The 19,549-nt window shown below is 68.0% G+C and carries 18 protein-coding genes; 7 read left to right on the forward strand and 11 right to left on the reverse strand.

Features of this window, described 5'->3' with window-relative positions:
* Positions 1-31 precede the first annotated feature (31 nt).
* Positions 32-574, forward strand: a complete 543-nt coding sequence (locus tag LQD00_RS17845) for a dihydrofolate reductase family protein (RefSeq protein ID WP_127962004.1) — start codon at positions 32-34, stop codon at positions 572-574.
* A 3-nt stretch (positions 575-577) separates the two neighbouring features.
* Here LQD00_RS17845 and LQD00_RS17850 read toward each other — a convergent pair whose 3' ends face one another.
* From LQD00_RS17850 to LQD00_RS17880, 7 genes are all read right to left on the reverse strand, one after another.
* On the reverse strand, positions 578-1,855 hold the full coding sequence (locus tag LQD00_RS17850; protein WP_232718456.1) for a TY-Chap domain-containing protein: 1,278 nt from the start codon (positions 1,853-1,855) through the stop codon (positions 578-580).
* Positions 1,856-1,950: 95 nt separating this feature from the next.
* Positions 1,951-2,745: a hypothetical protein gene (locus LQD00_RS17855; protein WP_232718457.1), complete on the reverse strand. Its 795-nt coding sequence runs from the start codon at positions 2,743-2,745 to the stop codon at positions 1,951-1,953.
* Positions 2,746-2,899: 154 nt separating this feature from the next.
* Positions 2,900-4,075 (reverse strand): TY-Chap domain-containing protein, encoded by a 1,176-nt coding sequence (locus LQD00_RS17860; protein ID WP_232718458.1) that lies wholly within the window; start codon positions 4,073-4,075, stop codon positions 2,900-2,902.
* A gap of 303 nt (positions 4,076-4,378) precedes the next feature.
* Positions 4,379-6,046 carry a DUF6777 domain-containing protein gene (locus tag LQD00_RS17865; RefSeq protein ID WP_232718459.1) on the reverse strand — a complete coding sequence of 556 codons (1,668 nt, stop codon included), beginning with the start codon at positions 6,044-6,046 and terminating at the stop codon, positions 4,379-4,381.
* Between the two features lie 221 nt (positions 6,047-6,267).
* Positions 6,268-7,797 carry a flavin-containing monooxygenase gene (locus LQD00_RS17870; protein WP_232718460.1) on the reverse strand — a complete coding sequence of 510 codons (1,530 nt, stop codon included), beginning with the start codon at positions 7,795-7,797 and terminating at the stop codon, positions 6,268-6,270.
* Positions 7,798-7,972: 175 nt separating this feature from the next.
* A complete protein-coding gene (locus LQD00_RS17875; protein WP_232718461.1) occupies positions 7,973-8,632 on the reverse strand; it encodes a fasciclin domain-containing protein in 660 nt (219 codons plus the stop codon).
* Between the two features lie 275 nt (positions 8,633-8,907).
* Positions 8,908-9,567, reverse strand: a complete 660-nt coding sequence (locus LQD00_RS17880; protein WP_232718462.1) for a fasciclin domain-containing protein — start codon at positions 9,565-9,567, stop codon at positions 8,908-8,910.
* Positions 9,568-9,721: 154 nt separating this feature from the next.
* Between LQD00_RS17880 and LQD00_RS17885 the strand changes: the two genes are divergently transcribed.
* Positions 9,722-11,263 carry a molybdopterin-dependent oxidoreductase gene (locus tag LQD00_RS17885; RefSeq protein ID WP_232718463.1) on the forward strand — a complete coding sequence of 514 codons (1,542 nt, stop codon included), beginning with the start codon at positions 9,722-9,724 and terminating at the stop codon, positions 11,261-11,263.
* A 1-nt stretch (position 11,264) separates the two neighbouring features.
* Here the strand turns inward: LQD00_RS17885 and LQD00_RS17890 are convergent, their stop codons facing one another.
* Positions 11,265-11,861: a DinB family protein gene (locus LQD00_RS17890; RefSeq protein ID WP_232718464.1), complete on the reverse strand. Its 597-nt coding sequence runs from the start codon at positions 11,859-11,861 to the stop codon at positions 11,265-11,267.
* Between the two features lie 116 nt (positions 11,862-11,977).
* On the opposite strand from LQD00_RS17890, the gene LQD00_RS17895 reads away from it, so the two are divergent.
* Positions 11,978-12,616: a pyridoxamine 5'-phosphate oxidase family protein gene (locus tag LQD00_RS17895; protein WP_232718465.1), complete on the forward strand. Its 639-nt coding sequence runs from the start codon at positions 11,978-11,980 to the stop codon at positions 12,614-12,616.
* A gap of 233 nt (positions 12,617-12,849) precedes the next feature.
* On the opposite strand, the gene LQD00_RS17900 is transcribed toward LQD00_RS17895, so the two are convergent.
* Positions 12,850-14,424: an AMP-binding protein gene (locus LQD00_RS17900; RefSeq protein WP_232718466.1), complete on the reverse strand. Its 1,575-nt coding sequence runs from the start codon at positions 14,422-14,424 to the stop codon at positions 12,850-12,852.
* Positions 14,425-14,518: 94 nt separating this feature from the next.
* Here LQD00_RS17900 and LQD00_RS17905 point away from each other — a divergent pair, with 94 nt between their 5' ends.
* Positions 14,519-15,322 carry a helix-turn-helix transcriptional regulator gene (locus LQD00_RS17905; protein WP_232718467.1) on the forward strand — a complete coding sequence of 268 codons (804 nt, stop codon included), beginning with the start codon at positions 14,519-14,521 and terminating at the stop codon, positions 15,320-15,322.
* A gap of 82 nt (positions 15,323-15,404) precedes the next feature.
* The gene (locus LQD00_RS17910; RefSeq protein ID WP_232718468.1) at positions 15,405-16,286 is read left to right on the forward strand and encodes a DUF5995 family protein; all 882 of its coding nucleotides are present in this window, start codon (positions 15,405-15,407) and stop codon (positions 16,284-16,286) included.
* Positions 16,287-16,564: 278 nt separating this feature from the next.
* Here LQD00_RS17910 and LQD00_RS17915 read toward each other — a convergent pair whose 3' ends face one another.
* Positions 16,565-16,840, reverse strand: a complete 276-nt coding sequence (locus tag LQD00_RS17915; protein ID WP_006868395.1) for a DUF7218 family protein — start codon at positions 16,838-16,840, stop codon at positions 16,565-16,567.
* 282 nt (positions 16,841-17,122) lie between these two features.
* Here LQD00_RS17915 and LQD00_RS17920 point away from each other — a divergent pair, with 282 nt between their 5' ends.
* Together LQD00_RS17920 and LQD00_RS17925 are read left to right on the forward strand one after the other, a co-directional pair.
* Positions 17,123-18,211, forward strand: coding sequence for an S-(hydroxymethyl)mycothiol dehydrogenase (locus LQD00_RS17920; RefSeq protein ID WP_005200727.1), 1,089 nt, complete (start codon positions 17,123-17,125; stop codon positions 18,209-18,211).
* Positions 18,211-18,840, forward strand: a complete 630-nt coding sequence (locus LQD00_RS17925) for an MBL fold metallo-hydrolase (RefSeq protein ID WP_232718469.1) — start codon at positions 18,211-18,213, stop codon at positions 18,838-18,840. The genes LQD00_RS17920 and LQD00_RS17925 overlap by 1 nt, the downstream gene beginning before the upstream one ends.
* 70 nt (positions 18,841-18,910) lie before the next feature.
* Here LQD00_RS17925 and LQD00_RS17930 read toward each other — a convergent pair whose 3' ends face one another.
* The gene (locus LQD00_RS17930; RefSeq protein WP_232718470.1) at positions 18,911-19,504 is read right to left on the reverse strand and encodes a hypothetical protein; all 594 of its coding nucleotides are present in this window, start codon (positions 19,502-19,504) and stop codon (positions 18,911-18,913) included.
* Between the last annotated feature and the right edge of the window lie 45 nt (positions 19,505-19,549).

Genomic DNA, 19,549 nt, shown 5'->3' on the forward strand with positions numbered 1-19,549 from the left:
CAACGCAGACCGCGAGCACAGGAGCATCCCGATGGGAAAGATCCACGTCCACGAATTCATCACCCTCGACGGTAGTTTCGAGAACCCCGCCTTCACGATGCCGTACGGGTTCACCGACCGGATGGGCGAGGTGCTGGGCGGTATCACCGGCTCATGTGACGGCATCCTGCTGGGTCGCAACACGTTCGAGATGTTCGGTCCGGCGTGGTCGGAACGGAGCGTCGACGACGACCCGGGCGCTCCGTTCTTCAACGACACCACCAAATACGTCGTCTCCTCGACGCTCGACGAAGCGACCGGCTGGCAGAACTCCGAGGTCGTCGGTGGCTACGACCCCGATAAGATCCGCGAACTCAAGAGCTCCCACGACCTGTACGTCAGCGGCAGTGGCACGCTGGTCCGAGCCCTGTTGCGCGACAGGCTGGTGGACGAGTTGCACCTACTCGTCTATCCGGTGGTTCTCGGTAGCGGCGCGCGCCTCTTCGACGGTCTCGCCGACCTGCCGCTCACCCTGGTGGGGACGGAGTCCTTCGACAACGGCGTGGTGCACCTGTCGTACGCGTCGACCGCCTGAGCGTCAGGCCAGCTCCATCGCGCTGAGGAGCAACTGCGCCACCTCGGCGTAGGCGCGGTGCTCCGCTTCGCAGAAGGCGATCTCCTCCTCGCCCAGTTCGGCCTTGCGAGCCGAGGCGAGATTGTCCATCCACTCGCGCATCTCGGCGGCGCAGATGTCGAAGAACTCATGCACGCGCTCGGGATCGCGGCGGCAGGCGATCAGAACGGTGGTCGGCGACAGCGTGCTGTCCGGCTTCTGGCTGAGGCGCAGCAGTGCCAGCAGAACCCCGGGGAGTCGTTCGCCACGGCACCGGTGCGTGGACTTCTTGCCACCGTCGAGCCGGGCGATCATCTCGGCGCGGGCGGTGGCGGCGAACTGGTCCCAGCGACGCAGCGCGGCGTCGAGGTTGGCGGGACTGAACACCGCCACGTCGAGTCGGCGCTGGGCATAGACGAGACCGTTGCGGACCACCACCGCGATCTCCGGCCAGCGCGGGGAGAACTCGGAGATCAGCATCCCCAGGACCGATGGTGGCGGCACCGCGGAACTGAGGATCGTCACGATCTCCAGCGCGCGGGCATCGCGCGTGGGCCGCAGCAATGACGTACCCGACGATCGCAGGAAGATGGCCTTGCGTGGACTGATCACCACCGGCCGGCCGGCCGCGGCCATCGCCGCGCGGACCAGTTCGACGAGATGATCTTTGGACTGCGGCACGACGCCGCTCTCGGCCGGGGCGTCGAGCGGATGTGCCAGCGAGGCGAAGCGGATGGTGTCGGCGTTGGTTGTCTCGGGGTCGAGCGCGTGGGTCCCGAACTCGCGGCCGTGTCCGTCGGTCCCGGGTGCGTCGTCGGTGTTCTCCACGTCGGCTGACCCCGAGGCCAGATGGTGCCGTGCGTACGACGGGTCGCCGATGCTGACGAACGACGGGTGGATGACTCCCCACACCTCGCGCAGCGCTCGCACGGCGGCGCGGGCGAGGTCACCGAAACGGTCGTCGGCCACCTCGTAACAGAAGGCGCTGCGGCCCTCCAGGCGGCACCAGCCGCGGTCGACGATGTAGGTGGCCTGCCGCATCCACCGGTCTTTGTCGGTCCACGTCAGGTCTCCCGCGGAGATGGTGCAGCGCAACCGGTCCTCGTCGGCGACGGCGAACGTCATCCGCCTGCGCCAGCCACCGGCCGCGGCCTCCACGATCGCCAGCGACTGTCCGGGAACGAGCTGCGGCACGCGGCCCGCGAGGGTGTCGGTGAAGTCCCGCCATGCCGCCTCGACGACGGCATCGAAATCGGGGGACATTCGCACTCCTTAGGGCTGGGGTCCTCGTGCTGGCGGCCGCCGGCGAACCTGCGGAACACGAATATTACGACGCCTTCCTGACACCCGGGTGAGATCTAGAGCGGAGTCGAATGCCGGGTGGTCTCACCGAAGCTCGTGTGCCAGGGAAGTCGGTGGTCGATGTAGTCCGCACACGTCAGCGGGGAGTGGGATGGTGAGCCGCCGGTCAGCGACTCCCACATCACCGAGTTGACGATCCGGACGGCCGCCGAACCCATGCGGGTCGGATGCCAGGTGTCGGCGGACTCCAGCGGGCCGATGACCCGAGGCGCCGCGGTCCGCGGCTGTGCGCGTGCCTGTTCGGCCCGCGAGATGTCGCAGAGGACGCAGGTGCTCGCAGAGGTGTGGCGGCGGCGTCGTGCCCAGGCCTCGGCCCGCATCGGTATGACCGTCAGCTGCACCAGAATCCCGCCCGGGTCCGGTCTCGCACCGGTGTGAATCGACGGGGCGACGAACTGCCGGTGATCACCCGAGAGCGTTCGGTACGAGGCCAGGGTCTGCTGCGTCGGCACCTCGAGGTAGTCGTCGGCGGCGAAGTCGGGCGTCCCGGTGAACGGCTCCCCGCTGATCGCGTTGATCCCGTCCACGCCGACCATCACCAGGAACGGGTGCTGATGCGGAGAGGAGAAGTCGATCCAGGTCGCTTCCGATTGCCACATCGGGATCACGGCGTCGGCGTCTCCGGTCGGTGAGCCGTGCGCGAGCCGCAACGTGGTGTCGGCGGTCAGCCCGGTGCGGTCGCGAAGATCGATGGCGCGCAGGGTCCTCGGGAAGACGACATGCAGGCGGGCGTCGGGTCCCAGTTCGGGGAAGGCGAACGTCAGCGTGCTGCGGTCGGTGGTGAGGGTCATGCAGTGCTCCGATGGGAGGCCGGGCGGGGCCGCCCGCAGGAGACCCACTACCGATATAGCGCACGGACCACCACGGCGCTCGTGTACGGGACCGTAATCCTCCGGGTGGACTACCGGAAGAACACCAGGTGGACGAGTCGTGTCCGGTTCGCGGCTACTTGGCCGTCGGACGACGGTCGGGCACGTCGTCGTCGGAGAGTACGACGACCCGGAGCGCGGCGCGCAGATTGTGGGTCGTGGCCCGCCAGGCGTCGGCCTCGTGCCGGCATGCGTCGGCCTCGGTCGAGTCCGCGGACGCGACCGCGTCGGCCGCCGAACGCCGCCAGGTGAGGTACTGCTCCTCGCAGGTGTGGATGAACGAGAGGATGTCGGCCTGGTTGTAGCGGCAGATCTTGGCGACCTCGTGGGCGGACAGCGACCGACCGTCGGGGTCGAGTTCCAGCAGGGTCTGCAGCGCATCCGGAAGGCGCTCGTCGGTCTCCGGCCGGGTCGGCGCCGCAGTCTGCGTGATCTGCTCGATGACGTTCGGTGCGCAGTCGGCGAGGAAGCTGAACCACTCGGCGAGCGCGGAGCTCAGGTTGTGGGGGTGGAAGACCGCGCACTCGAGGGTCAGGGTTGCGAAGACCTCGTCCTGCAGGAGATGGACACGCACCGCCGAACCCATCGTCGGCTGGGCCGCCACGATGTCGGCGGCGCGCCTGCGATCGGGGATGTCGCCGGCCAGGCGGGCGAAGAACTCGAGCCGGGGGGCGTCGGACCGCGGGCTCAGCCATGACGACACGGGTTTGGTCGGCAAGGCGATGTCGCCGTCGGCGTCGGTCTGGATCCGGCAACCGGTCAGGTCCTCGAGCGAGCCGACGAGCAGCGCCCGGAGGTGGTCGTCGTCGAAGGGCTGGACCGCGACCTCGATCTGCGGTTCGGCGCGCGCGGCCGGGGTGTGGTCGAGGAAGGCCGGGTGCACGACCTCCCAGACCCGACGCAGCGTGGCCACCGTGGTGTGGGCGAGTTCGTCGACGCGTCGTCGGCCCACCTCGTAGATGTGGGTGTTGTTGCGCAGCCGACGCCAGCCGAGGTCGGCGAGCATCTCGAGATGCTCGAGGAAGTACTCCTCGGTGGGATGCAGATCGGTGTCGTCGATGGTGCAGCGCAGACGGTTCGACCCGGTGAGGGTGAATCGCAGTTTGCCGTGCGGGCCTTCGGGGATCAGGGGGTCCTGCTGGATGGTGAGCGTCGAGCCGGGGGTGAGGTTGGCCAGACGGTCGCCGACGTGCAACTGGAATGTGCGCCAGGCGTCATCGATGTTCGAGTCCACGGTGAAGTCGGGCGTCATGTCGACTTCCTTTCTCGTGCGCTGAGATCGAGAGTGCCCAGTGCAAGGGTGTGAAGCGTGCTTTCGGGTGGCTGCGGTGTCGGTTCGTCAACGGACAGCCCGGATGAGCCGGCTCAGACATGAACGACCGCGAACCCGTCTCGGGGTTCAGGTTAGGTGACCGGGGCGACATTGTTGGTCGGTTGATCAGACCTATTGCTGAACGATTGCTCGAACCGTACCCCGCTCTGGGACACCCGGCTGATCACGCAGACGGATTTCCCAGGACCGGAAGCATAGTACCAGGTCAGAGGCGGAACCTTGTCATGCGGCCGGTGACGAGTAGGGCACCTCCGCCGGCGACTCGGGCGCCTGGGAGGGCTCCTCGGGTGGCGGGACGTACTCGGTGGTCGGCTCTGTGGTGGTGGGTGTCTCGGTGTGGGTCTCCTCCGGCGGCGGCGCCTCGTACGTCTCGGTCGACGTCTCCGCCGGTGGTGCCGACCGGGGGATCTCCGGCTGCGCGACGGTCCAGGAGGCGGACCGGACCACGACGGCCCGGGACGACAGCGCCAGCGTCCAGACGCCCGTCGCGTCGGTCGCACCGAGGACAGCGGCCCGCTGCAGCGCTGCGGCACTCACCGATCGCGGCACGCCGTCGCTGCAGGTCAGGGCAATGGTGCCAGAGGCCGCGCCAGCCGGGACCGAGCAGCTGACGGCCAGGCCCGCGTCGTCGAAGACGAAGCTGCCGATCAGGTCACCGGCACCGCTGAAGGAGGTCGGGACGGATGCTGCCTCCGGTGGGCTCTGTGCGGCGGGGTTCTCGGACGCGGGGTTCTCGGCCGAACCGGGGGCCGGTACCTCCGCGGAACCCGGAAGGCCCGAGCCCGGCTCTTCCGAGGGCGAGTCGGCAGGAGAGTCGGAGGCGGGTGCGCCCACCGGCAGCCCGTGGTCCTCGGCGGCACGTTCCTCGACGGCCGGGGCGGCGACCGGGTTGCCGGCCTCGAGCAGACCGTTGCGTTCGGCGTCGTCGTCGGTGGCCGCCGTGAAGGGGGTGTTCAGTGATGCCGGTGTGGGCAGCGGTTCGGAGAGTGGTGGCAGACCCGACAGGTCGAGGATTCCCCCCAGCGTCTGCGGGATGATCTCGCCGGTGAGGAAGTTCAGCAGCTGCAGGACCGACCCGCCGTTGGCGTTCGCGACGGGCGTAGGTGTGCCCGGGACGATCGTCGTCGTGCGGTTCACCGCGGTGACGTTCTGGTTGTTGTAGGCGATGCGGGTCACCTCTCGGGTCTGGTAGCCGGGCCACGGCTGCCCTTCGAGCCGATAACCGCCGAGCGGTGCCGCGGCAGGCGGCGCCAGCGGGTTCCCGCAGGAGCACATCGCGCGCGGGACTCCGGCGGCGTCGACGTAGACCGAGGTGCCGCGCTGCAGCACCGACTGGAACGGCTCCGCCCGGCCCGTCGTGAACGTGTGGTTCGTGACCCAGGTGTCTGCGGTGAGGACCACGGGGGTGAGGGTGTTGAGATAGTGCGGGATGGCGGCCGTGCTGATCCCGAAGACGCTCGCCCAAGCGGCGGCCGTCGCCGGATCGGCCATCAGGCGGTTGCTCAGTGCCGCGGTGTCGCAGGCCATGGTGTCGCCGGTCGCGTACAGGCCGGCCTCGGTCCCGTTGACCGCCCGGCCGCCCATGTCCGGTGCCCCGGCACTCGCCGTGAGGGCGACGTTCGCGGGCAGGTTCCCCGCCCCGGCGACGAGGACCGGATCGGTGAACGGGTCGATGCCGGGATCGTTGACCGCGGTGAGCGTGAGACCGGGTACGTAGATGTCCCCTTTGCGGGCCTTCACCACGAAGACGATCCCCGCCGCGAGCACGAGGGCCAGGACGACGACGATCGCGCCGAGGACGAGGGTGAGTGCCTGCCGGTTGCGGGGCCGAGGAGGGATCGCACCGAAGGGCGTCGAGGGATGGGTCGGGGGACCGGGCGGGTAGGTCATCGGGGCGAACTCCTCGTGCGCCGACCGCACCGGCCACACCGGCGCGGTCGTGGCGGGCGGAGGCGCTCGCCGAGTTCGAGTATCAGCGCCCCATCAGACGCCCGGCAAGGCCTGACCAGCACAGATCGGACATCTGCCGCCAAATCTCGACCGTTTGGACCACACGGCGTAACGCGACCGCCGACGGTCCCGACAAACCGGTTCGGGCCGGGGAGGCGTCCTCAGATCCGCCCGAACACCATCGAGTCGTCGATCTTGCTGATCCGGTGATCGAGCGCGTCACGGTAGTAGTTGTGGCGCACCTTCCAGTGCCCGTGGGTGCCCGACTTGGGCAGCGCATCGGGAGACCGTTCGACGTATCCGGCCTTGAGATCCCACAGCGGTTGCGCGGTCATCGGTTCGGACCCGAGGTGCGGGTAGGCATGCGTGTAACCGTTCTCGCGCATGTACTTCACCAGCGTCGCGACGGATCGTGCGGTCATGTCGGCGCGCAGCGTCCACGACGCATTCGTGTAACCCACCGACCACGCGAGGTTGGGCACGTCCTCGAGCAGGTGGCTCTTGAAGACGAACCGGTCGTGCGGCTTCACTTCGTCGCCGTCGACGCGCAGGCGTGTCCCGCCGAACCCGAGCAGCTGCAGCCCGGTCGCGGTGACGATGATGTCGGCGTCCAGATGCCGACCCGACGTCAGGCGCACCCCGGTCTCGTCGAAACGGTCGATGTGGTCGGTGACCATCTCGATCGATCCCTCGGTGATGCCGAGGAACAGGTCGGCGTCGGGGACCATGCACATGCGCTGATCCCACGGGTTGTACGTCGGGTTGAAGTGGACGTCGACGGGATAGTCGTCGGGCAGGTTCGCGGCTACGTTGGCGCGGATCAGCTTGCGCCCCAGCTTCGGGAAGCGATGGGTGAGATGCACGATCGCCGCGGTCTGCGTCGCATAGCGGAGGCGGATCGCCCGATGGGCGGCGGCCGGCGGCAGCAACTTCTTGAGGGCCGGTGCCAGGTAGGCCTTCTGCTTCGACGAGAAGATGTACGACGGCGAGCGCTGCAGCATCGTCACATGCGCGGCGTCGTCGGCGATGTTGGGGATGAGGCTCACGGCGGTCGCGCCGCTGCCGATGACGACGACGCGCTTGCCGCGGTAGTCGAGGTCCTCCGGCCAGTGCTGGGGGTGGATGATCTGCCCGGTGAAGTCGTCGGCGCCGGCGAACCGCGGCGTGTAGGGCTGGTCGTAGTCGTAGTAACCGGTCGCGAAGAGCAGGAACCGGCAGCGGTAGGTCTCGGTGCGCTTTTCCGCACCGTCGCCGACCTCGACGCCCAGCGTCCAGGTGTCGGTCGAGGAATCCCAGTCCGCGGTCAGGACGTGCCGCTCGAAGCGGATCTGATCGGCGATGCCGTACTTGTGCGCGGTGTACTCGATGTACTTCCGGATGTCTTCGCCCTCGGCCAGTGCACCCGGCTTGCGCCACGGCTCGAACGGATAACTCAGCGAGAAGATGTCGCTGTCCGAGCGGACACCGGGATACCGGAACAGATCCCAGGTGCCGCCCATCCGGGGGCGGCGTTCGAGGATGAGATAGTCGGCGTCCGGGTTCTGCTCGCGCAGGCGATAGGCGCAGTCGATACCGGACAGGCCGGCTCCGATGATGATGACGTCCCGTAGCGGGGACTCGGTTGTCGACGACGAGCTGGGCTCGGGATCAGTGGCTGAACGGACGGCGTCGGTGGCGTCGATCTCGGTCACATGGACCTCCTCCGTGGGATGCCTGGGTGGTGTCATCATGCAACACTTGGCAGCGCCTGTGAACGGAATCACGCGACTGGGGTCGGCCACCGGGCCGGAGGCTTACGCACCGAAACGCAGATGTCGCGCAACGTGGTGGAGCACAGCACGTTACGCGACATCTGCGTGAATGTTCCTAGGAGGCCGGCGGGGTCAGCACGGCGTCGATCAGGTACACCTGGGCGTTCGAGGTGGTGACGCCACCGCAGACGATGCCGGCGTCGTTGACCTTGAGGTTGTCGCCCTCGCCACTCACGGTGAGCTTCTTGCCCTCGAGGGTGGTGTGTTCACCCACAGCCTTGTCGGGGGTCGCCTGACCCTCGACGACGTGGTAGGTCAGGATGCTGGTCAGCAGGTCCTTGTCGGTCTTCAGCCGCTCGACGGTCTCCGGCGGAAGCTTCGCGAAGGCGTCGTCGGTCGGCGCGAAGACGGTGTACTCACCGTCGTTCAGCGTCTCGACGAGGTTGACGTCGGGGTTCAGCTGGCCGGACAGCGCGGCGGTGAGCGTGGTGAGTTCGGGGTTGTTCGACGCGGCGGTGGCGACCGGGACAGTTGCCATGCCGGCGATGGACGCGGGGCCCGAGGGGTTGGCCTCGGCGTAAGCGGCACAGCCGGGGCCGACGAGGTTCGCGGCCGGATCGGCGGCGGCGCTCGCACTCATCGAGCTCATACCGGTTGCTGCGCTGGTGGTTTCGTTGGACGAATCGGAATCGTCGCTCGAACAGCCGGCGATCACACCGACGGCGAGGACCAGTCCGGTCACCGCTCCTGCGATACGGGGAACACGCTTGATCATCGTTGATCCAATCTCTCTGACAACGTTTCGGCTGCTGCGAACAGCAGCCTCACAAGCGCATTCGACACCGTGTGACATTCGGATGGGTCAGATGTGCCCGTTTGTTCCGGCGCCAGGGAGACCCGGCTGGCGCGGGATGGCCGAGTACTGAACGCGCTCATGCCGATTCTCTGGACGAGGGGTGTCCTCATCCAGGGAACCGGCATGTTTCTCGCTCGTGAGTTACGGGTTCAGCGATGCGTAACCCGTTGTCCGCGAGCCGTTGTGATCAAGAATCACTCGGCGGCAGGCGGCGTCAGGACCGCGTCGATCATATAGACCTGCGCGTTGGCGGTGGAGACGCCACCACAGGCAACGCTCGCCTCGTTGACCTTGAGCATGTCCGGCGATCCGGTCACGGTCACGGTCTGACCCTCCAGGGTCTTGTGCTCACCGACGATCTTGTCCGGCGTCGCCTGACCCGAAACCACGTGGTAGGTAAGGATCTTGGTCAACAGATCCGAGTCGGTCTTGAGCTGCTCGACGGTTTCGGCCGGCAGCTTGGCGAAGGCCGCGTCGGTGGGGGCGAAGACGGTGTACTCACCGCTGTTGAGCGTATCGACCAGGTTCACATCCGGATTCAACTGGCCGGACAGCGCCTGCGTCAGTGTCTTCAGCTCGGGGTTGTTCGACGCCGCGGTGGCAACCGGATCCATTGCCATCCCGGAAACCGAGCCGGCGCCGGAGGGGTTGGCCGCAGCGTAGTCCCCGCAACCGGGACCGACCGGGCCGCTGGCGGTGTCGGCGGACTCGTTGTTCATCGACGACATCGCAGCGCCGGTGGAAGTGCTGCTGCCCGAGTCGGATTCGTCGCTGGAACAACCGGCGACGACGCCGACGGCCAGCGCCAGCCCGGACGCTGCGACCATGAGTCGCTGAATTCGTTTGATGGCCATGGCCCATCCAATCTGAAGGTCGTGGTCCGACCATCCGGCCGAACTCAGAACGTCATTCGCGGCTCGAGTGGTCGCGGATGGGTCCGGTGTCGGATCAATCCAATCCGGGCGCTGTCGACGAGCGAACTCCCCTCAACAGAAACGGAGTTCAACGGTGCGAGTGTTCAGAGAGTCCACTGTGCGGGCGGCGGTGTCGGGGGTCGTCGCCGTGGCAGGAGGTCTGGCAGTCGGCGAACTCGTCGCAGTCGGTATCTCGCAGTTCGCGTCCCCGTATCGCGCGGTCGCGGCCTTCCTCGTCGACCATGCGCCTGCGTTTGCACGCGAGTTCGCGATAGACCGATTCGGAACCGCGGACAAGCCGGCGCTGCTGGCCGGTATGGCGCTGGCGATTCTGTTGATCGCAGTGACTGCCGGGGTGTTGCAGGTCAAGCGGCCGCCCCTCGGGGTGCTGGTCGTCGTGGCCTTCGCGGCTGTCGGTGTGGTTGCCGCGTTGACCCGCCCCACGATGGAGGCGTCCTACGTCGTTCCGCCGGTTGCCGCCGGTCTGGTTGCCGTCGGTGTGTTGGTGGTGCTGGGGCGCGGGAGTGCCGTCGGAGACGTGTCCGAAGAGGACGCGCCCCGCGCAGGGGGATGGTCGCGCCGCCGGTTCGTCGGTGCGGTCGGGATCGTCGTGGTGACGGGGGCGGTGTGCGCCGGCGTGGCCCGACGCGCCGCGGACACCGGTGGGGCCATCGCCGAACGCATGCGGCTTCGATTGCCGCGCACGACTTCTGCGAGCGCGCCGGTTCCGTCGGGTACCGATCTGGGTATCGACGATGCGACTCCGTTCATCACCGGAAACCGCGACTTCTACCGCATCGACACCGCGCTCCAGGTCCCGCAGCTGACCACTGCAGACTGGCGGTTGCGGATACACGGGATGGTGGACCGCGAGATGACGCTGCGGTGGGACGACCTCCAGTCGATGCCCGCGATCGAGCGGATCATCACGCTCTCGTGCGTGTCCAACGAGGTGGGTGGCGACCTCGCCGGGACCGCACGCTGGCTGGGGTACTCCATGCGCGACATCCTCGCCGAGGTCGGGGTTCACGCGGACGCGGACATGTTGCTGGCCACCAGCGTCGACGGTTGGACCTCGGGAAGCCCGCTCGAGGCGATCCGGGACGGCCGCGATGCTCTCCTCGCCGTCGGCATGAACGGCGAACCGCTACCCATCGAGCACGGATACCCGGTGCGGCAGGTGATCCCCGGCCTCTACGGGTATGTGTCGGCGTGCAAGTGGGTCGTCGACTGGGAGATCACCCGCTTCGATCGCGCCGAGGCCTACTGGACCCAGCGGGGCTGGGGCGTGCGGGGACCGATCAAGACCGCGTCGCGAATCGATCGGCCGGCACCGCTGTCGGCGACGCCCGCGGGACCGGTGGTCGTCGCGGGCACCGCGTGGGCGCAGCATCGGGGTATCGAGTCCGTGGAGGTCCGCGTCGACGACGGACCGTGGAACCGCGCCGAACTCGCCACCGAATACTCGACCGACACCTGGCGGCAGTGGTCCTGGACATGGGACGCCACGCCCGGCCGACACACGCTGTACTGCCGTGCGACCGACGCCACCGGCGCGATCCAACCGGAAGAGCGGGTGCCGCCCATTCCGGAGGGTGCCACCGGTTGGCACAGTCGCGTGGTGACCATCGAGTGAGTTACTGGGTCCACTCCGCGGCCCAGTCCTGGCCCTCGGAGATGGCTCCCATGGTGGTCTGGCCGTCGAGCGCCTCGCGGATGATGTCGGCGTGCCCGCAGTGGTGGGAGGTCTCCCGGAGCAGGTGCAGCAGCATGGTGCGGATCGTGGACCACTCGCGCTCCGGTGCCCACGGCGCGGTGGGCTGGGGGATGAGTTCGTCCAGGCTTTCCGCGTCGGCGATGACGCGGTCGAGCGCTGCCGCGTTGCGGTCGTAGGCCTCGAGCCAGCCGGCAAGGGTCTCGCCCTCGGTTAGCTCGTATTCCGTTGTCGCCCGGCTCATGTCGAATTCGGCGTGCTCGTCTCGCTCGGTGATGACCTTTGCGGCGTTCTCCTCCCCGTTGGCGAGGTGCTTGATGAGGGCGCCGATCGTCAGCGTGCTCACGGTGGTCTGCTTGCGGGCCTGCTCGTCGGAGAGGTTGCGGGCGGTGACCTTGAGCATGTTGCGCTGGTCCTGCAGAAGGGTGAGGAGTTCGTGCTTCTCGCCGGTGACGTCGACGCTGAGTTCGGGGGTGGTGTAGGTGCTCACGGTGTTCTCCGGTTCGTCGTTGATGATCATTCGTGCTGGTGAAAATCACGTTACGAACCATTGCGGACAGCTTCGGTCCTCGTTGCACAGGGATATGGCGGCTATATCGGTTGAGCCGGCGGCGGCCGTGCCCGACGATGGGCGCCATGACATCTCCGCTCGACGCGCTCACCCGGAAGCCCGCCCGTGCCACCGACCGCGCCGCACTCGACGAACTCCTCGACGAGGCGAAGGTCGGCACGCTGAGCACGGTCGTCGACGGACTGCCGTGGTCGGTACCGATGCTGTTCGCGCGCGACGGCGACGACATCCTACTGCACGGATCGACCGGCGCGGGGGCGTTGCGCCATGTCGCCGCGGGCGCGCCGGTGACGTTCACCGTCTTCGTGATGGACGGCCTGGTCATCGCCGACACCCTGTTCGATCACTCCGCCAATTACCGGTCAGCGGTGGTGCGAGGTGTCCTAGAGCAGGTCGACGACGCGAGGTCGGTGTTGGAGGTGTTGTCGGACAAGCTGATTCCAGGTCGTGTCGCCGAAGTGCGGGAGACCACCCGCAAAGAACTCGCCGCGACCGTGGCCCTACGGTTGCCGATCGTCGACGGTCAGTGGATCGCGAAGGCGCGCACCGGCAGTCCGGGTATCGAGTCAGAGGAGTGGACCGGCGTCGTACCGATGAGAACGGTCTACGACGAGCCGGTCACGTATTCCGGTGAGACGCCGCCGGATTCGGTGCGGGCGCTGGCCGGACCGCCGGCGGGGGGCGCGAGTCTGTTGGCCGAGTAGCGCCGACCGAGCGAAGCGAGGACGCCGCGTATCGAGGTCCGACAGAGCAGAAGAGGGCCGGCCGAAGGGTTCGCGACGTTGCGAACCTGGATCGAGGTCACCGCGACCGGCTGACTTCCAGCAGCCGGCCGCGATGCTCGATGGTTACGCGGCCCAGCGGGAGGGGGGCACCCGCTGGGACGCGCGTAGGGGGACCGCGTCGTCTCCGATCGCCGACGTCGACGCGGTCGGCTCTATCCCTTGCGCAGCAGGAACCGCTGGATCTTGCCGCTGGGGGTCTTGGGAAGGGCGTCGACGAAGTGCACGGTGCGCGGGTACGCGTGCGCCGCGAACTCGGTCTTCACCAGCTGCTGCAGCTCCTTCTCGAGGGCCTCGGTGCCCTCGACGCCGGGAGCGACGACGACGAATGCCTCGATGACCTCGCCGCGCAGCTCATCGGGACGCCCGACCACCGCGACGTCGACCACCGACGGGTGCGTGATCAGCACGCTCTCCACGTCGAACGGTCCGATGCGGTAGCCGGCCATGATGATCACATCGTCGTCGCGCGCGGAGAAGAAGTAGCGGCCCTCCTCGTCGGCGCGGCCGGTGTCGCCGGTGAGGTACCAGCGGCCGTCCTCGGTGAATCGTGCGGCGGTCTTCTCCGGGGCGTCGAGGTATCCGCTGAACCACATGAGCGGGCTGGCGGGCACGTCGATCGCGATCTGGCCGTCGACGATGCCGGCGGCGAATCCCGGCATCGGCTTGCCCATCGAGCCGGGGACGAGGGTCTCGTGGACGTCGTCGTGCCAGTGATTGTTGATGAACATGCCGTGTTCGGTCTGGCCGTAGTGGTCGCGGACCTCGGTGCCGAGTGCCTGCTGGGCCCAGCCGATGACGTCGGGGGTCAGGGGCTCGCCGGCCGACGAGGCACGTCGCAGCGAGAAGCCGGTGATCCGCGGGTCCTTGCTCAGGGTGCGGTAGACGGTCGGCGCCGCGGCGAAGTTGGTGACGCCGAGACCGCCGAGGATCTGCGCGGTCAGCTCGGGGCTGAAGCCGGCATGGAGCAGCAGGTTGCGGTGTCCGGTCGCCAGCGGGCCGAGGATCCCGTAGTAGAGGCCGTAGGCCCAGCCCGGGTCCGCGGCGTTCCAGAAGACGTCGTCGTCCTGGACGTCGAGGCCGTAGTGCATGTAGGCGACGAACGAGGCGAGGGCCTTGACCGGTACCGGGACGCCCTTCGGCGCGCCGGTGGTGCCGCTGGTGAACAGGAGGATCAGGGCGCCGTCGCCGCCGACGGCCACGGACTCGGCGATCGGCTCGTGCGACGACACGAGCTGCTCGAACTGCTCACCGGCGACGATCGTCTCGACACCGTCGATGCCGTTGAGCTTCGACGCCTGGCTCGGCTCGGTGATGACGACCTTCGCCTTGCCGGACGTCAGGCGCATCTCGATGGCCGGGGTGGCGAAGGCGGTGAACAGCGGGATGTAAACGGCGCCGAGGCGGGCGATGGCCAGCAGCGACACGACGAGCTCCTCGCGCTTGCCCATGAGGACGCCGACGGTGTCACCGCGGCCGACGCCGAGCTCGGCCAGCGCCGATGCGAAGCGCTTGGAGCGCTCGGCAAGGTCGCCGTAGGTCACGTCGGTGGTGATCGGGGCGGGGGCCGAATCGGCGTCCGCGGAGGCCTCGACCTCGATCACGGTGAACGCCACCGCGTCGGGATCGTGGTCGTCGACGAGGAGTGCCGCGGCGTCGGCGTCGGGCGCCCCGTAGATTGCCAACCAGCGGTCGACCATGTGGGTGGGGGTCATGGTGGCCTGTGTCATCGTGAACCTCGCTCTTGACTGAGTAAGCTGGGTCACAGTGTGACGCGACTCAAATAGTCCTACCACCCTCCGAAGAGGGGGATAGAGAGGTGAGATGCCCGAGCCGTTGAGCGGGATCGTCACCGACGCGTTGCGACGGGTGCGCAAATCGAGCGGAGTGCCCTTGGCCTTCGCCGGCGTCGTCAACAACTCCACGAGCCTGCGTCTCCAGCACTTCGCCGGCAATCACGCTGGTGCACTGTCCGGACTCTCGGTCGACGTCGGGCACGGGCTGGGCGGCAAGGTCGTCTCACTGAACCGGCCGATGGTGGTCGAGGACTACCTGCGGACCCCGCACATCACCCACCGCTACAACACGCTGATCGAACGCGAGGGACTCCGCGCGATGATGGCCGCGCCGATCATCGTCAACCGCACGCCGGTTGCGGTGATCTACGGCGCGCTGCACACCCCCGATCCGATCGGCGGTCGCATGCTCGACGTCCTGGCCGCCGAGGCGCGCGCCGTCGAGCAGGAGATCGTGGCCTCGCGGGTCCGGCTGGAGCACGGTGCGCAGAGCGAGGACGAGCTGCGCGACCGGATGACCGCCGCCTACGCGCGCCTGCGGTCACTGGCCGACACCGTCGACGACGCCCGTCTCGCCGAACAACTCGCCGCCGTCACGGACTTCCTGCTGGCCGAGGCCGCCGCCGACTCGGTTACGGTCGAGCTGACCGGACGCGAACAGGACGTGCTGTCGCTCGCCGCGCTCGGTTACTCGAACGCGCGGATCGCCGAGGCCCTCGGCCTGACCGTGCACACGGTGAAGAGCTACATGAAGGACGCGATGCGCAAGCTCGACGCGTCGTCGCGGCTCGAGGCCGTCGTCGTCGCCCGGCGGGCCGGCCTGCTGCCCTGACCGCCCGGCCCCCGGCGATCGGTAGAAAGCATGGGGACATAGCGCGCATGGTTGCTACCGGATCGGGGTACTTCCCGGCTCCATGCGACTGATCTCGGCGATCCTGCTGACCCTCGGCCTGACCTCGGCCCTCCTCGTGGCGGCGCCGGCTGCCGCCGCACCCACGTCCGTCTGCGGTTCGACGCTGACCTCCGCCGACCGCGCCCGCATCGTCGAGCTGAGTTCGTACGACGCCGGTTCCCATGAGCTCCCGCTCGTCCAGCTTCGACGCAACGTCGAGCGTCTCTACGGAATCGTCGACATCCTCACCGAGAACAACGATCGTCGGGGACTGTTCGCGCTGGGCCTGGCATCGGTCGAGCGCGACGCGGTGATGCCGTTGCAGGATCGCCCAGCGGTTTTCCAGACCCCGCGGTGGGCGCCGGTCACCAGCCTGACACTGCTCAATCGTTTCCTCGACGCGGTGCGCGAGGAGTTCGGCGGCCGCCCGGTGCCGGGGCAGTGGCGACATTACTTCGACCTGGCCGCCGACTGCCGCGTACCCGGTCAGCGCGTCGCGATGGCTGGCTACAACGCCCACATCACCGTCGACCTGGCCTACGCGACCGCCGACTCGCGTGCGACGACCGCCAATGCGCGGGATTTCTTCTTCATCGTCGATTCCATTGCTGCGCACGGAAACTCGATCGTGACGTCGACGATCCGCGAGTACGGCGTCGACCTCGGCCCGATCTTCCGCTTCTACGTACTGGGGGAGGGGCTCGACCGCGTCGTCGGTGCCGGTCGCGCCACCGGGCCGATGCTGCGGGCTGCCGACGTCGGTTACAACGTGCTGACTTTCCGCAACGGGCTGGCGCTGCAGGACCGGACGTCGGCCGCGGGTGCCCGCGGAGATGTCCGCGGACTGTGGAACACCGGCGAGGCGGCACTGACCGCGTTCCAGGACGCCGGGCTCATCCGCTGACCGGGACCCCGACCGCCGCGAAATGTAGAAGGCATGGGGACATAGCGCGCATCTTCTCTACGGATTCCGGGGTGTCCGAGGTCACGGTCAGCAGGCCGGAATAGATCGGGGGCGGTCGCAGTTGAACAGCTCGACGGTGACGGATTCAAGCCCCGGGCCTCAACCCTTTGCCGCTTCGAGCGGCCACTCGCCGAGAGGCGCATTGACCGGCATCGTCCATCAACACGCCGAAGCCGCCGACCCTTCTGGGCCGGCGGCTTCGGTGCTGTCCGGGTGTCTCAGTGGTTGCGCAGCTTCTCGATCAGCTCGTCCTTCTTCAGGTCGGAGTAACCGCTGATGTCGAGTTCCTTCGCGCGGTCCTTGAGCTCGTCGACGGTCCAGTCCTCGTAGGAACCGGACTTGCCGCCGCTCTTGCCCACATCTGACCGGGAACTGTTGGCCGCGGCGTTGGCGATGCGCGCGGACTTCTCCTTCGAGTTGCCCTCGTCGCGCAGCTTCTCGTAGAGCTCGTCGTCCTTGACCGACGGTCCCGGGTCGCGCTTCTTCTCCGCCATGGTCTGCCTCCTCGTGGTCGACACGAACGGTTCTCCCAACAGGCGTGCCCGGTCGCGGGTACAACCAAACCTGGGCCGGACAGCGGACCCACCACCGACTGCACCACCACCGGCTGCAACGCCGACTACCTGCAGTAAACGGCGTTGAACACGAGTGGACGGCCATGGCGGGTACGGATAAGGTTGTGACGATGTGTCCGGTAAGGGCGGATCCTGTCGCCACGGCTGGGAACACAGACGAGCACGAACGCCGACAACGCAGTTTCGGAAGGAACAGAACGCATGTCTCAGACAGTCAAGGGAGTCATCTCGCGCAGCAAGAAGTCGCCGACGGAGGTCGTCGACATCGTGATCCCGGATCCGGGTGCGCGTGATGTCGTCGTGGCGATCAAGGCCTGCGGCGTCTGCCACACCGACCTCGCCTACCGCGAGGGCGGCATCAACGACGAGTACCCCTTCCTGCTGGGCCACGAGGCCGCCGGCGTCGTCGAGTCGGTCGGCTCGGATGTCACCCACGTCGAGGTCGGCGACTTCGTCGTCCTGAACTGGCGCGCCGTCTGCGGCGAGTGCCGGGCCTGCAAGCGCGGTCGTCCGTGGTACTGCTTCGACACCTTCAACGCCAGCGTCCCGATGACCCTCACCGACGGCACCGAGCTGACCCCGGCCCTGGGTATCGGCGCCTTCGCCGAGAAGACCCTCATCCACGAATTGCAGTGCACCAAGGTCAATCCCGAGACCGACCCGGCCGTCGCCGGTCTGCTCGGCTGCGGCGTCATGGCCGGCATCGGCGCCGCCATGAACACCGGCAACGTCGGCCGCGGCGACTCGGTCGCCGTGATCGGTTGCGGCGGTGTGGGTGACGCCGCGATCGCCGGCGCCAAGCTGGCCGGCGCGACCAAGATCATCGCGATCGACCGCGACCCCGGCAAGCTCGAGTGGGCAAAGGAACTCGGCGCGACCCACACCATCGACGGCACGAAGGTCGACGACGTGGTCACCGCGGTCCAGGACCTCACCGACGGCAACGGCGCCGACGTCGTCATCGATGCGGTCGGCCGCCCGGAGACCTACAAGCAGGCCTTCTACGCACGCGACCTCGCCGGCGTCGTCGTCCTCGTCGGTGTGCCCACGCCGGAGATGACCCTGGAGATGCCGCTCGTCGACTTCTTCTCGCGCGGTGGCGCGCTGAAGTCCTCGTGGTACGGCGACTGCCTGCCCGAGCGCGACTTCCCGATGCTGATCGACCTGTACGAGCAGGGACGCCTCCCGCTCGACAAGTTCGTCACCGAACGCATCGGCATCGACGACGTCGAGGCCGCGTTCTCGGCGATGGAGGCCGGCAAGGTTCTGCGTTCGGTGGTGGAACTCTGATGTCGGCGCTGCGTATCGACAACGTCGTCACCTCGGGCACCTTCAGCCTCGACGGCGGCACCTGGGACGTCGACAACAACGTGTGGCTGGTCGGCAACGACGACGAGGTCATCATCATCGACGCCGCTCACTCGGCGGCACCGATCCTCGAAGGCGTCGGCGACCGCACGGTGAAGGCGATCGTGCTGACCCACGGTCACAACGACCACGTCACCGTCGCACCGGAACTGTCCGAGGCCACGGGGGCACCGATCCTGCTGCATCCCGGCGACGACATGCTGTGGAACGACACCCATCCCGACGTCTCGCACCAGGACCTCGAGGACGGGCAGAAGATCGCCGTCGCCGGCACCGAGCTGACGATCATCAACACCCCCGGCCACTCACCGGGCTCGTCGGTGATCCACCTGCCCGAGGCGGGCGTGCTGTTCTCCGGCGACACCCTGTTCCAGGGCGGACCGGGCGCGACGGGCCGCTCGTACTCGAGCTTCCCGACGATCATCGCCTCGATCACCGAGAAGATCTTCACCCTCGATCCCGAGACCAAGGTCTACACCGGTCACGGCGACGGTACGACGGTCGCCGCCGAGGCACCGCACCTCGAGGAGTGGATCAAGCGCGGTAGCTGACCGCGTACAGAACTGACGAACCCGGCGCGGGTGGCCATCGAGCCGCCCGCGCCGGGTTCGTCATGACACGTCAGGGTCGACGCGGTTGCCCCGGCTGACTGCCGCCGGGCAGATGCTGACCGGATTCGTGCCTACCGGAGTGGGTTTCGGGATTGTGGACGCCGGTACCGGGGGTTCCGGGACCCGCGGGTCCGGCGCCGGGCGTTGCCGCTCCGGGGGTCCCATGGCCGTGCGTGCCCGGACCGGGTGTTCCGTGGCCCGGGGTGCCGGCGGAGTCATGGTGGTGGTCGTTGCCGAGCGGTCCGCGGTCGCCGCGGTCACCGCGGACATCGGGATCGAGCTCGTCGGCCCGGGCGAAGGTGCTCTCGACCTCGTCGCGCTTCTCCGCGGCCTGCGTGCCGTGGGCCCGCGCCTGTTCGTTGAGACGCTTGGCCTCGGCGGCCTTGGCGTCGGCCTCGGCCTGGGCCTTGCGCGCCCGTGCCTCGGACTCCTCGGCGATCGCCTCGCGCTGACGCATCTCCGACACCTGCCCGGTCGCGTTCTCGCGGATCTGGTGCGCCTTCGTCCGGCGGACGTCCTGACGCTTACGCAGGAACAGCAACAGAAGGGCGAGCAGGACGATCACGACGACGACGGCGACGATTATCCATACTGCGGTATCCATGGGGGCCTCCTCGATTCATGGCCTCGCACGGGTACCCACAAAGCC

The sequence above is a fragment of the Gordonia metallireducens genome (assembly GCF_021245825.1).
Classification (GTDB): domain Bacteria; phylum Actinomycetota; class Actinomycetes; order Mycobacteriales; family Mycobacteriaceae; genus Gordonia; species Gordonia namibiensis.

Bases quoted from the DNA above. Each gene is read 5' to 3' on its own strand.
- LQD00_RS17845 (WP_127962004.1), top strand. From the start codon at position 32: ATGGGAAAGATCCACGTCCACGAATTCATCACCCTCGACGGTAGTTTC.
- LQD00_RS17850 (WP_232718456.1), bottom strand. From the start codon at position 1,855: ATGTCCCCCGATTTCGATGCCGTCGTCGAGGCGGCATGGCGGGACTTC.
- LQD00_RS17855 (WP_232718457.1), bottom strand. From the start codon at position 2,745: ATGACCCTCACCACCGACCGCAGCACGCTGACGTTCGCCTTCCCCGAA.
- LQD00_RS17860 (WP_232718458.1), bottom strand. From the start codon at position 4,075: ATGACGCCCGACTTCACCGTGGACTCGAACATCGATGACGCCTGGCGC.
- LQD00_RS17865 (WP_232718459.1), bottom strand. From the start codon at position 6,046: ATGACCTACCCGCCCGGTCCCCCGACCCATCCCTCGACGCCCTTCGGT.
- LQD00_RS17875 (WP_232718461.1), bottom strand. From the start codon at position 8,632: ATGATCAAGCGTGTTCCCCGTATCGCAGGAGCGGTGACCGGACTGGTC.
- LQD00_RS17880 (WP_232718462.1), bottom strand. From the start codon at position 9,567: ATGGCCATCAAACGAATTCAGCGACTCATGGTCGCAGCGTCCGGGCTG.
- LQD00_RS17890 (WP_232718464.1), bottom strand. From the start codon at position 11,861: ATGATCATCAACGACGAACCGGAGAACACCGTGAGCACCTACACCACC.
- LQD00_RS17895 (WP_232718465.1), top strand. From the start codon at position 11,978: ATGACATCTCCGCTCGACGCGCTCACCCGGAAGCCCGCCCGTGCCACC.
- LQD00_RS17900 (WP_232718466.1), bottom strand. From the start codon at position 14,424: ATGACACAGGCCACCATGACCCCCACCCACATGGTCGACCGCTGGTTG.
- LQD00_RS17905 (WP_232718467.1), top strand. From the start codon at position 14,519: ATGCCCGAGCCGTTGAGCGGGATCGTCACCGACGCGTTGCGACGGGTG.
- LQD00_RS17910 (WP_232718468.1), top strand. From the start codon at position 15,405: ATGCGACTGATCTCGGCGATCCTGCTGACCCTCGGCCTGACCTCGGCC.
- LQD00_RS17915 (WP_006868395.1), bottom strand. From the start codon at position 16,840: ATGGCGGAGAAGAAGCGCGACCCGGGACCGTCGGTCAAGGACGACGAG.
- LQD00_RS17920 (WP_005200727.1), top strand. From the start codon at position 17,123: ATGTCTCAGACAGTCAAGGGAGTCATCTCGCGCAGCAAGAAGTCGCCG.
- LQD00_RS17925 (WP_232718469.1), top strand. From the start codon at position 18,211: ATGTCGGCGCTGCGTATCGACAACGTCGTCACCTCGGGCACCTTCAGC.
- LQD00_RS17930 (WP_232718470.1), bottom strand. From the start codon at position 19,504: ATGGATACCGCAGTATGGATAATCGTCGCCGTCGTCGTCGTGATCGTC.